We start from the raw sequence: 14703 nt of genomic DNA, 5'->3' as shown, positions 1-14703 counted from the left end.
CAAAATCCTAGTTCGTACAAGCTGGTAATACCAAGACAATTACCGTGACAGGCCAGAAGATATGCAGGGAGGACGGAACGGAGTCAATGACAACAAATAAATCAGTCATTAAGGGCAGGAAGAAAGCGCAGACAGCAAAAAGGGACGCCTGAGCGTCCCTTTTTTTCGACAGTGTCTTAAAGCAATTACTTGCTAGACAGAGCGCCGAAACGCTTGTTGAATTTGTCGATACGGCCACCGGTGCTCACTTGACGTTGCTTACCAGTGTAGAATGGGTGACATTTGTCACACACATCCAGGTTGATGTCTTTTTTCATAGTTGAATTAAAGACAAAAGCGTTGCCGCAAGAACAACGTGCGTTTACAGCTGTGTATTCTGGGTGGATACCTTGTTTCATGGGAAACCTCTAAGCTAAGGCCGTGTCGCTCTCCCGATCCAAAGCCGGGCACCACACGTGGTTAATAAATACTGCCAGGCCGACGGCGCTGGACAAATAGGCGGCGTATGATAATCAATCAGCCGACACAGATCAACCTGCAATCACAGTGTCGTCTTGCTTTGCCTCACCCCCTGTGCAAGGTACACTGCCATCTACCTGTAAGTATAAGTGATATCAGCCAATACCCATGACTGCCACCATCGCCAGGGTTGCCCTGCCCGTTCCGCTGGACAAAAGCTTTGACTACCTGATCCCATCAGGCCTTCGGCCCGTGGTCGGTGGCCGGGTACGGGTGCCATTTGGCCGTCAGCAGCTAACCGGGATTGTTATTGCCCTGACCGGGCAGTCCGATTTTCCCCGCGACCAGCTCAAGCCCCTCAAGGCGGTGCTCGATAGCGAACCGCTGTGGCAGCCGCCATTGTTTCAGTTACTGGAATGGACCAGCCGCTACTACCAATACCCGTTGGGCGATACCCTGGCTAATGCCCTGCCTTCGGCCTTACGTAAAGGCAGACCGGCCAATGCCGAGATTCGTTACTGGCAATTAACAGAAAAAGGCCAAGAGCAGCCTCTGTCGGCGCTCAAGCGGGCACCGCGGCAGGCAAAAGTACTGACGCTGCTGCGCCATGGCGCGCTGAGTCACGATGCCTTGCTCGATCAGGACGTTAACAGTGCCACCCTGAAAACACTGGCCGAGAAAGGCTGGGTCGACAGTTTCCACACCACAGCGCACAGTGGCCACTGGCCAACGGATTTCGCTGTCACCGAAGAGAAACCCCGCCTCAACGAAGAACAGGCGCTGGCGATTGCCAGTGTCAACGCCAACCCGGATTATGCCTGTTATTTACTGGAAGGTGTGACGGGTTCAGGCAAGACCGAAGTCTATCTCAACCTGATTGAGCCGGTTCTGGCCGCCGGTAAACAGGCACTGGTACTGGTGCCAGAGATTGGTCTGACGCCTCAGACCATCAACCGTTTTCAGCGTCGCTTCAACGTGCCGCTGTTTACCATTCACTCCGGCCTGAATGATACCGAGCGCCTCAGTGCCTGGCTGGCCGGGCGCGACAATCAGGCCGGTATTATTATTGGTACCCGTTCCGCCCTGTTCACCCCGTTCGCGGATCTCGGCATCATTATTGTCGATGAAGAGCATGACCCGTCTTATAAGCAGCAGGACAGCCTGCGCTATCATGCCAGAGACATGGCCGTGCTGCGGGCGAACAAAGAAAACATTCCGATTGTGCTTGGTTCAGCCACCCCGGCACTGGAAACCCTGCACAATGCCAGAACCGGCAAATACCACCACCTGCATCTGACCCGCCGCGCCGGTAACGCGCAGGCCGCCCGCCACGGGGTACTGGACATGAAAGGGCTCCATCTCGAGGCGGGACTGTCCGCCCCGCTGATTGCCCGTATGCGCCAGCACCTGAGCGCCGGCAATCAGGTGATGCTGTTCCTCAACCGCCGCGGATTTGCGCCGGCCCTGATGTGCCACGAATGCGGCTGGCTGGCGGAATGTAAGCGATGCGACGCGTATTACACCTACCATCAGCATTCCGGTGAGCTTCGCTGCCACCATTGCCAGACCCAGCGTCCGGTCATGCCACAATGTCAGCAATGCGGCTCGACCCAGCTCCAGACAGTCGGAGTCGGCACCGAGCAACTTGAACACCAGCTTGCCAGCTTGTTCCCTGAGTTCCGCACAGTGCGCATTGATCGCGACAGTACCCGCCGCAAAGGCAGCCTGGACAATTACCTTGAAGCGGTCAGGAACCAGGAATACCAGATCCTGATCGGCACCCAGATGCTGGCCAAAGGTCACCACTTTCCGGATGTCACTCTGGTGGCTCTGGTCGATGTCGACAGTGCGCTGTTCAGCAATGACTTTCGTGCGGCGGAGCGGCTGGCACAGCTGTTCATCCAGGTCGCAGGCCGCGCAGGCCGTGCCAGCAAGCCGGGCGAAGTGCTGCTGCAAACCCACCATCCGGAACACAGTCTGCTTCAGGCCCTGCTCTATAAAGGGTACGACCACTTTGCTGTTCAGGCGCTGACAGAACGCCGTCAGGCCATGCTGCCGCCGTTTACTTACCTGGCACTGTTCCGGGCCGAAGCAGCGCAAAGTGAACTGACCGAGCAGTTTCTGCATCAGGTGCGCGGGATCCTGGAAACCAGCCCGCTGTTTCAGGCTCACACTCTGGTGCTGGGGCCCAATCCGGCACCTCTCTCCCGCCGCGCCGGTCGCTACCGCTGGCAGTTACTGCTTCAGGCGCCCGACCGTAAAACCCTGCAAACTCTGCTTTCTGTGGCCCGTCCTGCCATTAACTTGCTGCCATTGGCGCGGAAAGTGCGCTGGTCGCTGGACGTCGAACCTCAGGATTTAAGCTGAAGATAAGATAATTAATGCGATTTGGATCACAAGCCCAATGTAATTTATGCTATTTGGCACATGTTTAAACCCGCATAAAGCGCCTACAATAACAGGCTTGTTGGACCAGGTTTCTGCACCGATTTGGTTGCGATCCTCCAGCATTATTGAGAGAAATGTCTTAGAGAGGAACTATTTATGGCGACAATGAAGGATGTTGCCCAGCTAGCCGGAGTCTCTACCGCGACTGTGTCGCGTGCGCTGATGAACCCGGAGAAAGTGTCAGCTTCGACCCGTAAAAAAGTCGAACAGGCTGTCATGGATGCTGGCTATTCCCCGAATTCCCTGGCTCGTAACCTTAGGCGCAATGAATCTAAAACCATTGTCGCTATCGTCCCCGACATCTGCGATCCCTATTTCACGGAAATTATCCGGGGCATAGAAGAAGCGGCGATGGAATATGGTTATCTGGTGCTGTTGGGCGACAGCGGGCAACAGAAAAGCCGGGAAAACTCATTCGTGAATCTGGTGTTCACCAAGCAGGCGGACGGCATGTTACTGCTGGGTACAGATTTACCCTTTGATATCAGCAAACCGGAACAGAAAAACCTGCCGCCTATGGTGATGGCCTGCGAGTTTGCCCCAGAGCTGGAGCTGCCAACCGTCCACATTGATAACCTGACCGCCGCATTTGAAGCCGTGAACTACCTGACTCAGATGGGGCACAAGCACATCGCCCAGATCACAGGTCCCGACAGTGCCATGCTCTGTCAGTTCCGCTCCCAGGGCTATCAGCAGGCCCTGCGCCGCGCCGGCACTGAGCTGAATCCGGCTTACACGGTAAAAAGTGATTTCACCTTTGCCGGTGGAGCCCGCGCCGTGACCACCCTGTTATCGCTGCCAGAGCCGCCGACTGCCCTGCTGTGCCACAACGATGTCATGGCCATAGGCGCTATGCAGCAAGCCAAGCGCTTAGGGATCAATGTCCCTCAGGATCTGTCCATCGTCGGGTTTGATGACATTCAGTTCGCCGAATACTGCGATCCGCCACTGACCACAGTGTCGCAGCCGCGCTATGAAATTGGCCGTCAGTCGATGCTGATGCTGCTGGACATACTGCAAGGTAAGGACATAGCTGCCGGTTCGCGCCTGCTGGATGCCAAACTGGTGATCCGGGAAAGTGCTGCGCCACCGTCAAATCAACCGCAATAGCCACCGCGACCTGAGCTGAAAAAATCACCACTTTGAGCAAAAGGTCACAGAATGATCGGGAAGCTCTGCCTCTCTGGCAGGTACAGGCTTCCCGACACTAGCCAGTGTGAGCACTTCTTTGTACCATGTCTGACCATTAGTCCAACAATCATCAAAACATTGTGGCAACCAAAGATTACGTCAAGCGAGGCCGGGCCGCGAAAAAGCCCGCCAGAAAAACGCCTTCCCGCAACAGCAAACCCAGTGGACAGTTCCCGGTAAAATGGGCACTGATCGCCCTGTGCCTGGTCATTGCCCTTGGCTATGGCTTATATTTTCTGTCTTCGTCACCCAAGCCTGCGGCAACCAATGCGACTCCGGTTCAGCCGACGCCGGCCACAGTCAAAGACAAAACGCCGCCGGTACCTGCCGTCAAGCCCAAGCAGGAAACCAGCACCACAGCCGACACTAAACCGGTGACTGCGCCCAAGCAACAAGAAAAGTTACCGCCTAAACCGGCAGAAAAATGGCGCTACATCGAAGAGCTGGAAAATAAAGAAGTGCAGGTGGAAGCGAAAAAGGTGCCGGACAAGCCGGGTCGCCCTTATTTGATGCAATGCGGCGCTTACCGCTCGCCAGGCCAGGCAGAAGAGCGCAAAGCCATGATTGCCTTTCAGGGCCTCACCAGCCAGATCAAAGTGTCTCAGGGAGAAAAAGGCAGCTGGTATCGCGTAGTACTCGGTCCTTACCCTCAGAAACGCAAAGCTGAAAGCGATCGCAATATGCTGCGACGAGCCGGGATTGAACCTTGCGCCATCTGGTACTGGGACGCCTGAGTCGTTTGCTGACCTGAGAACAGCTAACTACACTGATGAAGGATGCTGAAGCAGACAAAACGCTGCCAGGGCATCCTTTTTTTATGGTCTTCACTGCGCAGATTCTCTTGTTTGCCTTGAAATCGGAAACCGCCATCCCCAGATCTGCGGCTATACCCATACCGGCCCACGAGCCGGACTGATGCTAAGAGGTAATACCGTGACAACCATAGTCTCTGTACGTCGCAATGGAAAAGTCGTCATCGCCGGTGATGGCCAGGTCTCACTGGGCAATACCGTCATGAAGGGCAATGCCCGCAAAGTCCGCCGCTTATACAACAATCAGGTACTGGCAGGATTCGCCGGCGGTACTGCCGATGCCTTCACCCTGTTCGAGCGCTTCGAGCGCAAGCTGGAAATGCACCAGGGGCACCTGATGAAAGCCGCGGTTGAACTGGCAAAAGACTGGCGTACCGACCGCAGCCTGCGCCGCCTGGAAGCCTTGCTGGCCGTTGCAGATGCCACCGCCTCGCTGATCATCACAGGTAACGGTGATGTGGTTCAGCCGGAAAATGACCTGATTGCCATCGGATCAGGCGGTAATTTTGCGTTATCCGCAGCCCGGGCGCTGCTGGAAAACACCGAGCTGGATGCTCGCACCATAGCTGAGAAGTCGCTGACCATTGCTGGTGATATCTGCGTTTACACCAATGACTTCCAGACTGTTGAAGAACTCGATACCCAGTAAGGATTCCCCATGTCTGAAATGACTCCCCGCGAAATTGTTCATGAACTGAACCGCCATATTATCGGCCAGGACAAGGCCAAGCGTGCCGTGGCTATCGCGCTGCGTAACCGCTGGCGTCGCATGCAGCTGCCGGAAGAGCTGCGTGTTGAAGTAACCCCGAAAAACATACTGATGATAGGTCCAACCGGTGTCGGTAAAACCGAGATCGCCCGCCGTCTGGCCAAACTGGCCAACGCGCCTTTCATCAAAGTCGAAGCCACCAAGTTCACCGAAGTCGGTTATGTCGGCAAAGAAGTGGAAACCATTATCCGCGATCTGACTGACGTTGCGGTCAAAATGACCCATCAGCAGGCCACCGAAAAAGTCCGCTTCCGTGCTGAAGAACTGGCAGAAGACCGCATCCTGGATGTCTTGCTTCCGCCACCGCGTGATGCCTGGGGCAAGAACGAAGAAAGCGACACCAATTCGGCCACCCGTCAGTCATTCCGCAAAAAACTGCGTGAAGGCAAGCTGGATGACAAGGAAATAGAAATTGACGTGGCGGCCCCACAGATGGGAGTCGAGATCATGGCCCCTCCCGGCATGGAAGAGATGACCAATCAACTGCAGGGCATGTTCCAGAATCTGGCGGGCAACACCACTAAAAAGCGCAAGATGAAAATCAAAGATGCGCTCAAAGCGGTGACCGAAGATGAAGCCGCTAAACTGGTCAATCAGGAAGAGCTGAAAGAGCAGGCTATCCACGCCGTCGAGAACAACGGTATCGTCTTCATTGATGAGATCGACAAAATCTGTAAGCGTGGCGAAAGCTCAGGCCCGGATGTGTCCCGCGAAGGTGTCCAGCGTGACCTGCTGCCACTGGTGGAAGGTTCAACGGTCTCGACTAAGCATGGCATGGTCAGAACCGATCACATCCTGTTCATCGCTTCCGGCGCCTTCCAGGTCGCACGTCCGTCGGATCTGATCCCAGAGCTGCAGGGCCGTCTGCCGATTCGTGTTGAACTCGAAGCTCTGACCAGCGAAGACTTCAAGCGTATCCTGACCGAGCCGAACGCGTCTCTGACCGAGCAGTACCGCGCCCTGATGGCCACGGAAAATGTCACCATCAGCTTTACCGAAGATGGCATAGCCCAGATTGCCGATGCGGCCTGGCAGGTCAACGAGCGCACAGAAAATATCGGTGCCCGTCGTCTGCACACTGTGCTGGAGCGCCTGATGGAAGAGCTGTCTTATGATGCGTCCGAACAGGGCGGTAAAGAGCAGATCATTGATAAAGCCTATGTGCATGCTCATCTGGGCGAACTGGTTGAAGACGAAGATCTGAGCCGCTTCATCCTGTAACCGGCTCTATCCCCCCTGTGGTTAGCTTAACCACTGGACGATCCTTACAAGCGGGATGCCAGATTATCGACTGGCATCCCGTTTTTTATCTTCTTGTTGCGCCAGAACAAGATCCCTGTCGGTAATCCGGCCATACTCCACCCTATGCTGTCTTTATCTTGGGATTATGGCTTTGTCCTCTTTCTCCGTCTGGCTGGATGCAACCCGGCCCAAAACTTTGCTGCTGGCCGTGGCCGCTTTGCTATGCGGTAACAGCCTGGCCGCAGCCGAGGGACATTTTTCGCCGGCGATCGCCCTGCTGGCGCTGCTGACGGCTTTGCTGCTTCAGATACTGTCTAATCTGGCCAACGATTATGGCGATGTGCGCAAAGGTACGGATAACCTCCACCGGCTGGGGCCGCAGCGCGGACTGCAACAGGGCCGAATCAGCCTCACTGCCATGCGTGCAGCCATAACCGTGACTCTGGCATTTACCACTCTGAGCGGCATCGCCCTGCTCTGGCTGGCCCGGCCATCCCTCACAGTCCTGCTCAGTTTTATGGCGCTGGGAGTGGCTTCTGTGCTGGCAGCACTGGCCTATACCTTAGGCGCTAAACCTTATGGTTATCGCGGGCTGGGTGATCCTGCCGTGCTGATCTTCTTTGGCTGGGTCGCCGTCGGCGGCAGTTACTACCTTCAGAGCCACCAGTTCCAATGGGCCATCTTACTGCCTGCCACCGCCAGCGGACTGCTGGCAGTCGGGGTGCTGAACCTCAACAACCTGCGTGATCTCGATAACGACAGGGCCTGCGGGAAACTCACCCTGGCTGCCCGGCTCGGGCCGAGGGCAGGCCGCTGGTATCACCTGCTGCTCATGGTTGCCAGCCTGCTTGGCTTTGCGGCCTATGCCCTGCTGACGGCCCGTTCGGCGTGGGGATGGTTATTTATGCTGGCCGCCCCTTGGTTGCTGGCGCATGCTGCTAACGTGCTGGTCACGCAAAAAGCGCAATCATTGGCTCCGATGCTGGGTTTACTGGCTAAAATCGCCCTGATGACTAACCTGCTGTTTGCCATCGGATTGCTTGCCGACCGCTAAAGCATGGCGTCGAGATTGCAATGCAGCCTGAGCTGGTTATACTTTCAGCAAGTTAGTGAATAGGCGCTTTCTGCTTCCTGTCCTGCTTAATATTACTGCCAATAAAGAAGCGAGCTTATGGAATACAATACCTCTGAACTCTGTGATATTTACCTCGACCTGGTTGACGTGGTTGAGCCAATGTTCAGCTCTTACGGTGGCCGAAGCTCATTCGGAGGCCAGATCACCACAGTGAAATGTTTTGAAGACAATGGTCTGCTTCAGACCGTGCTGGCAGAACCGGGCGCTGGGCGAGTCCTGTTAATTGATGGTGGCGGTTCGCTTCGTCGTGCACTGATTGATGCCGAGCTGGCACAACTGGCAGTACAGAGTGAGTGGGAAGGGATAATCGTGTATGGCTGTGTACGCCATGTCGATGAACTGGATGAGCTGGACATCGGTATTCAGGCCATGGCCTCCATTCCTGTCGGGGCAGACAAGCAAGGCACGGGCGAAGTCGATGTAGCCGTGAATTTCGGCGGCGTCACTTTCCTGCCGGAAGATCACCTTTATGCCGACAATACCGGGGTGATTTTGTCGCCGGAACCGCTGGATATCGACTGATATCACACAGACTCTCTGAGCATCTGAAAGAAAAACAGAGCCAACCGGCTCTGCTTTTTCTTGCCGATGGCGGCGGTGGAAATTACTCCACTGTCTCCATTTTACCCAGCAGCGTACGAACACGCTCCTGCCACGCCTGATGATCATTGCGCAGCTTCTCGTTATCCTGAACCAGCGACTCACGATCGGCACGCAGTTCCTGAGCAAGGTTTACCAGGTTATCGTTCTTCTCTTTCAGTTCTTCCACTTCCATCTGCAGCAGGGAAATGGTGTCGACAGCCATTTGCACTTTGGCTTCCAGCTGTTCCAGCATCTCTAAAGACATAGTTTTCACCCTATCAGCACCTGCGCAAGACCGCAGCTTAAGCTACGCCTACCAGGCAAATTACAATTCCAACGTAGCCCCTATTCTAACTAGGCCTTATTCGTCTGGCATCTACTAATACCATGCTTTGTCACAATCGGATAAAAATTATCCAAACTTCCACAACATTTTACCTTTGGCTAGCCGGAATGCGCTGTCAGCCGTGCTGAACTGTTAGCGAACACTCAGTTTTTCTCTGCGCATTTTGAACCGCTTCCACCGACATGCTAGTGTGCCTGCCTCGCAAACCAAAATAGAGTATTAACTCTACACCTTACTGTTCGCCACCTTTCGAAATCGACCAATAAAACAAATAACATGCTCGAACGCACATTTTTGATTCACTCCTCTTTCGGTAAAATCACCATTCGAGTATTTTTTGGTCACATAACGATAACATCTTTCTTACCTAACACTCGACATAAGGATTGGCACATGACAAAACGACAACCCCCTTCGCTGCTCGGTGAATGCCTGGCAGAATTCATCGGCACCGGACTGCTCATCTTCTTTGGTGTGGGCTGTGTCGCCGCACTGGTGTTAGCCGGTGCTGACTTCGGCCAGTGGGAAATCAGCATTATGTGGGGCCTTGGCGTCACCATCGCGATTTATTGCACGGCGGGTGTCTCCGGCGCGCACATCAACCCGGCCGTCACTATTGCATTAGCCCTTTTTCACGGCTTTGATAAAACCAAAGTGCTCCCTTACATTCTGTCTCAGCTGGCTGGCGCGTTCTGCTCAGCCGCTCTGGTGTACGGCCTGTACAGCAATTTGTTCACCGAGTTCGAAAGCGCGCATGGCATTATTCGCGGCAGTGCAGAAAGCCTGGCCACGGCAGGGATTTTTTCCACCTACCCGAATCCTGCCCTGTCATTCAACGGTGCTTTTGCGGTCGAGTTTGTCATCACTGCCGTGCTGATGTTTGCCATTCTGGCCATAGGTGATGAGAAAAACGGCGCTCCCCGCGGCGCGCTGGGGCCGGTACTGATAGGCGTTCTGATCGCCGTGATCGGTGGTTCGCTCGGTCCGCTGACCGGTTTTGCCATGAACCCGGCCCGCGACTTTGGCCCCAAATTTTTTGCTTACCTGGCAGGCTGGGGCGAGATGGCGCTGACTGGCGGCAAAGACATCCCTTACTTTATCATCCCTGTTCTGGCGCCGATTGCCGGTGCAAGCTTCGGGGCCTGGCTGTACCCGAAAGCCGTTGGCGTCTACCTGCCGGGTAACCGCTGTACCCTGCCGAACCAATGTGAATCAGACGATGAGAAAGAAGTCGCGCAAGCCTGATTGCAGCACTATCTATAATTAATCCAAAGAGAAGAGGACACTCAGATGACCACAGAACAAAAGTACATAGTCGCACTCGATCAGGGAACCACCAGTTCACGCGCCGTGATCTTGGATCATGACGCCAACATAGTTTGCACCGCGCAGCGCGAATTCACCCAAATCTACCCCAAAGCTGGCTGGGTTGAGCACGACCCGATGGAAATCTGGGCCAGCCAGAGCTCTACCATGGTCGAAGCCCTGGCCAAAGTCGGCATCCGCACCGACCAGATTGCCGGTATCGGTATCACCAACCAGCGCGAAACCACCATTGTCTGGGACAAGAACACAGGTAAACCTGTCTATAACGCGATTGTCTGGCAGTGCCGCCGTACTGCTGAAATCTGCCAGCAGCTGAAACAACAGCCGGGGCTGGAAGCTTACATTCGTGACAACACAGGCCTGGTGGTCGACCCCTATTTCTCAGGCACCAAAATCAAGTGGATTCTGGACAACGTTGAAGGCGCACGCGAACAGGCTGAAGCGGGTAACCTGCTGTTCGGCACCGTAGATACCTGGCTGATCTGGAAACTGACTCAGGGCCGCGTGCATGTCACCGACTACACCAACGCCTCACGGACTATGCTGTTTAACATCAACTCGCTGGAGTGGGATGAAAAACTGCTCAAATCCATGGATATCCCGCTGTCTATGATGCCGGAAGTGAAAGCCTCTTCCGAAATCTACGGTCAGACCAACATTGGCGGTAAAGGCGGAACCCGGGTGCCTATCGCGGGCATTGCCGGTGACCAGCAGGCCGCCCTGTTCGGTCAGATGTGTGTGGAACCCGGTCAGGCCAAAAATACCTACGGCACAGGCTGCTTCCTGCTGATGAACACAGGCAAAGAAAAAGTCAATTCGCAGAACGGCCTGCTGACCACCCTGGCCTGCGGCCCGAAAGGCGAGCCGGCATACGCACTGGAAGGAGCGGTCTTCATGGCTGGCGCCTCTATCCAATGGCTGCGTGATGAGCTGAAACTGCTCGGTGATGCCAAAGATTCTGAGTACTTTGCAGAAAAAGTGGGCAGTGCCAACGGCGTGTATGTCGTGCCGGCTTTCACTGGTTTAGGCGCCCCTTACTGGGACCCGTATGCGCGCGGTGCCATTGTCGGCCTGACCCGTGGTGTCAACAACAACCACCTGATCCGCGCTACACTCGAAAGCATCGCTTACCAGACTCGCGATGTCCTGGATGCCATGCAGGCTGACTCGGGGATCCATCTGGCCGCGCTGAAAGTGGACGGCGGTGCGGTGTCCAACAACTTCCTGATGCAGTTCCAGTCTGATCTGCTGAACACCGAAGTACACCGCCCTGTGGTCACTGAAGTCACAGCACTGGGCGCCGGGTATCTGGCCGGTCTGGCGGTAGGCTTCTGGGACAGTATTGATGAGCTGAAAAACAAGGCCGTGCTGGACCGCTGTTTCACGCCTTGTCCGGATGACAGCAAACGCGCCCGACGCTACAAAGGCTGGAAACGTGCGGTGGAATGCGCTAAAGGCTGGGCTACCGATGAAGACGAATAATCACCACGCGATTGTGTGGCGCTGAGTCTTTTCACGCCGATTGTTTCACGCTCAAAGCAAGCCTGCCCTTACCGGCGGGCTTGTTTTTTATCGAAACATTGCAGCAGGAAACGCTGCGCTGAGGTCTGTGTTACAATTCGCGCAGAGAATCGACACCCTGATATCTTTATACTGAGTAGTTCTGGAGTTCCCATGAAACGCGATTTAGCAATGGCTTTTTCCCGTGTCACTGAAGGTGCCGCGCTGGCCGGTTATAAATGGCTCGGCCGTGGTGATAAAAATGCCGCTGACGGCGCCGCGGTAGAAGTCATGCGCACCCTGCTAAACAAAACCGAAATTACCGGTGAGATAGTCATCGGTGAAGGGGAAATTGACGATGCCCCTATGCTGTACATCGGCGAACAGGTCGGTGCCGGTGGCGATGCGGTCGATATCGCGGTCGACCCGATCGAAGGCACACGGATGACCGCCATGGGTCAGAACAACGCACTGGCGGTGCTGGCAGCCGGTGAAAAAGGCGCGTTTCTCAAAGCACCTGACATGTACATGGAAAAGCTGGTGGTCGGTCCGCAAGCCAAAGGACAGATAGACCTCAATCTGCCACTGGAAGACAATCTGGTCAATATCGCCGCCGCGCTGGGTAAACCTTTGGAGGCCCTGGTGGTGACCACGCTGGCCAAACCACGCCATGACGGAATTATTGCCAACATGCAGGCCATGGGTATTCGTGTCTATGCCGTGCCGGACGGCGATGTGGCCGCTTCCATTCTTACTTGCATGCCAGACAGTGAAGTCGACGTGATGTACTGCATCGGCGGCGCGCCGGAAGGTGTGGTTTCGGCGGCGGCCATCCGGGCATTAGGCGGTGATATGCAAGGACGTCTGCTGCCACGTTTTCTGGTCAAAGGCGGCAGTGATGACAACTATCGCACGGGTCAGCAGGAAATGGACCGCTGCCGCGAAATGGGTATTGAGCCCAATCAGGTACTGTTGCTGGAGCAAATGGCGAAAAGCGACAATGTGATCTTTGCCGGCACAGGCATCACCAAGGGCGACTTGCTGGACGGCATTACCCGTAAAGGCAACATAGCTACCACCGAAACCCTGCTTATCCGCGGTAAATGCCGAACGATTCGCCGAATCAAGTCGATTCATTATCTGGACAGAAAAGATCCGGCTATCTTGCCTCATATTCTCTGACATCGCTCTGTCCTCCCGGTGCCTGTCCGGCACCAGGATAACCACCTGATCATAATAAGACTTTTACGGCTTTTTTTCGAAAGCTGGACTATGCTATTTAGTAAAGCCATTGCTTTATATACTTGGCTGGCCACATAATAGGCGCATGAATACAAGTAATACGACTATGAAAACCATAGATAAAATTCTCCACAGAATGAAGCAAGACGGCCCGGTCACTGCCAAAACCCTGTCTGAGGAACTGAGCCTGACGACTATGGGAGTGCGCCAGCACTTGCAGGGGCTGGAAGACGACGGCCTGGTGGGCTTTGAAGACATCAAAGCCAAAGTCGGCCGGCCGACCCGTCACTGGCACCTCACGGCCAAAGGCCACGAGCAGTTTGCCGATCGCCACGGTGATCTGATCATTCAGATGCTGGATTCGGTGGAAAACCTGTTCGGCCAGGAAGGCTTGCAGAAGATTTTGCTGCAGCGCGAAGAAGGCACGCTGAGCCAGTATCAGCAGGCCATTGCAAAGGCCACAGATTTAAAAGAAAAACTTCAGATTCTGACTACACTGAGGGAAAAGGAAGGTTACATGGCACAGCTGGAGTCCGATGAACACGGCTTCATTCTGATTGAGAACCATTGTCCTATCTGCCATGCCGCGAAGCGTTGCCCCTCTCTTTGTCGATCTGAACTGGCGGTCTTCCAGCGTCTGCTGGGAGACGGCGTGACCATAGAGCGCAACGAACACATTATTGCCGGCCAGCGCCGATGCAGCTACCGCATTAATCCGTCCTGAGAATCTGACTAGGTAAATCTGACAATGTAAAAGGAGATCAACAATGGCTGACTGGATCCCTGCCAAGGTTATCAGTAATCGTCACTGGAACAGCGAACTGTTCAGTTTAACGCTGGAGGCGAATATTGAGCCGTTTAAAGCCGGGCAATTTACTAAGCTGGCGCTGGAATGCGACGGCAAAATGATCCAACGCGCCTACTCCTTTGTCAATCCACCCAGCAGCCATCAGATTGAAATCTACGCCACCAGAGTGGCTGACGGCTTGCTGTCCCCCCGTCTTCACGCACTGGAAGCCGATGACGAGGTCTTCATCACCGCCCGGGCTAACGGCTTCTTCACCTTGGATGAAGTGCCAGACGGGGATAGCCTGTGGCTGTTGTCAACCGGGACGGCCATCGGGCCCTATCTTTCCATTTTGCGTGAAGCCACCGTCTGGCAGCGGTTTCGTAAAATCGTCCTGGTTCATGCCGTCCGCTTTTCCGCCGATCTCAGCTATCAGGCAGAAATCAACGCACTCAAAGCGGCCCACCCTGAACAGCTGATCGTCCAGCCGTTTGTCAGCCGGGAGCCGGCACCGCTGGCGCTCACTGGCCGTATTCCGCAGGCCATTTCAGACGGCCAGCTTGAACGCCATGTGGGCATACCGCTCGATCCGAAAACCGCGCAACTGATGCTGTGTGGTAACCCGGCGATGGTGAAAGACACCAAGGCAGTACTGGAAGCACGCGGATTTGTGAAAAACCTGCGCCGTAAACCCGGCCAGATCACTGTCGAGCACTATTGGTAATCCCAGGCAAAGCCAGCCAAAGTCGGGCTAGCTGTACACTCAGGTTACTTTTATTGAGCGTCTCATCAATGAGACGCTTTTTTCATTCCCCGCCATCTAGTGTTAAGTGAGTCACAGATTTGACGCTTGGGGGAATGAGT

Annotated in this window: 14 protein-coding genes; 12 read left to right on the top strand and 2 right to left on the bottom strand. The window is 54.9% G+C overall.

Going from position 1 to position 14703, the window contains the following annotated elements:
- Positions 1-185: 185 nt before the first annotated feature.
- Positions 186-398 (bottom strand): 50S ribosomal protein L31, encoded by a 213-nt coding sequence (gene rpmE, locus D6M16_RS20615; protein ID WP_046220348.1) that lies wholly within the window; start codon positions 396-398, stop codon positions 186-188.
- A gap of 229 nt (positions 399-627) precedes the next feature.
- On the opposite strand from rpmE, the gene priA reads away from it, so the two are divergent.
- From priA to rraA, 7 genes are all read left to right on the top strand, one after another.
- Entirely contained in the window at positions 628-2826 is a 2199-nt protein-coding gene (gene priA / locus D6M16_RS20610) for a primosomal protein N' (protein ID WP_120513762.1), read from the top strand.
- 177 nt (positions 2827-3003) lie between these two features.
- Positions 3004-4017 carry a DNA-binding transcriptional regulator CytR gene (gene cytR / locus D6M16_RS20605; protein ID WP_120513761.1) on the top strand — a complete coding sequence of 338 codons (1014 nt, stop codon included), beginning with the start codon at positions 3004-3006 and terminating at the stop codon, positions 4015-4017.
- Between the two features lie 161 nt (positions 4018-4178).
- The gene (locus D6M16_RS20600) at positions 4179-4832 is read left to right on the top strand and encodes an SPOR domain-containing protein (protein ID WP_120513760.1); all 654 of its coding nucleotides are present in this window, start codon (positions 4179-4181) and stop codon (positions 4830-4832) included.
- A gap of 199 nt (positions 4833-5031) precedes the next feature.
- Positions 5032-5559 (top strand): ATP-dependent protease subunit HslV, encoded by a 528-nt coding sequence (gene hslV, locus D6M16_RS20595; protein ID WP_027250611.1) that lies wholly within the window; start codon positions 5032-5034, stop codon positions 5557-5559.
- A 9-nt stretch (positions 5560-5568) separates the two neighbouring features.
- Complete coding sequence (gene hslU / locus D6M16_RS20590; RefSeq protein WP_120513759.1) at positions 5569-6900, top strand: HslU--HslV peptidase ATPase subunit; 1332 nt, start codon at positions 5569-5571, stop codon at positions 6898-6900.
- 166 nt (positions 6901-7066) lie between these two features.
- Positions 7067-7975, top strand: a complete 909-nt coding sequence (locus tag D6M16_RS20585; RefSeq protein ID WP_120513758.1) for a 1,4-dihydroxy-2-naphthoate polyprenyltransferase — start codon at positions 7067-7069, stop codon at positions 7973-7975.
- A 117-nt stretch (positions 7976-8092) separates the two neighbouring features.
- Positions 8093-8578 (top strand): ribonuclease E activity regulator RraA, encoded by a 486-nt coding sequence (rraA, locus tag D6M16_RS20580; RefSeq protein ID WP_046220353.1) that lies wholly within the window; start codon positions 8093-8095, stop codon positions 8576-8578.
- Between the two features lie 82 nt (positions 8579-8660).
- Here rraA and zapB read toward each other — a convergent pair whose 3' ends face one another.
- A complete protein-coding gene (gene zapB / locus D6M16_RS20575) occupies positions 8661-8903 on the bottom strand; it encodes a cell division protein ZapB (protein WP_120513757.1) in 243 nt (80 codons plus the stop codon).
- A gap of 474 nt (positions 8904-9377) precedes the next feature.
- Between zapB and D6M16_RS20570 the strand changes: the two genes are divergently transcribed.
- The 5 genes from D6M16_RS20570 to D6M16_RS20550 all read left to right on the top strand — a co-directional run bounded on the left by D6M16_RS20570 (position 9378) and on the right by D6M16_RS20550 (position 14563).
- Positions 9378-10229 carry an MIP/aquaporin family protein gene (locus tag D6M16_RS20570; RefSeq protein ID WP_120513756.1) on the top strand — a complete coding sequence of 284 codons (852 nt, stop codon included), beginning with the start codon at positions 9378-9380 and terminating at the stop codon, positions 10227-10229.
- 45 nt (positions 10230-10274) lie between these two features.
- The gene (gene glpK / locus D6M16_RS20565; protein ID WP_120513755.1) at positions 10275-11792 is read left to right on the top strand and encodes a glycerol kinase GlpK; all 1518 of its coding nucleotides are present in this window, start codon (positions 10275-10277) and stop codon (positions 11790-11792) included.
- Between the two features lie 192 nt (positions 11793-11984).
- Entirely contained in the window at positions 11985-12992 is a 1008-nt protein-coding gene (glpX, locus tag D6M16_RS20560) for a class II fructose-bisphosphatase (RefSeq protein WP_120513754.1), read from the top strand.
- 166 nt (positions 12993-13158) lie between these two features.
- The gene (locus D6M16_RS20555) at positions 13159-13776 is read left to right on the top strand and encodes a helix-turn-helix transcriptional regulator (protein WP_120513753.1); all 618 of its coding nucleotides are present in this window, start codon (positions 13159-13161) and stop codon (positions 13774-13776) included.
- Positions 13777-13819: 43 nt separating this feature from the next.
- A complete protein-coding gene (locus tag D6M16_RS20550; RefSeq protein WP_120513752.1) occupies positions 13820-14563 on the top strand; it encodes a ferredoxin--NADP reductase in 744 nt (247 codons plus the stop codon).
- The last annotated feature ends 140 nt before the right edge of the window (positions 14564-14703 follow it).

The organism is Photobacterium salinisoli, from assembly GCF_003614885.1.
GTDB classification, from domain to species: Bacteria; Pseudomonadota; Gammaproteobacteria; order Enterobacterales; family Vibrionaceae; genus Photobacterium; species Photobacterium salinisoli.
This window is presented reverse-complemented; position numbering and strand designations above follow the sequence as displayed.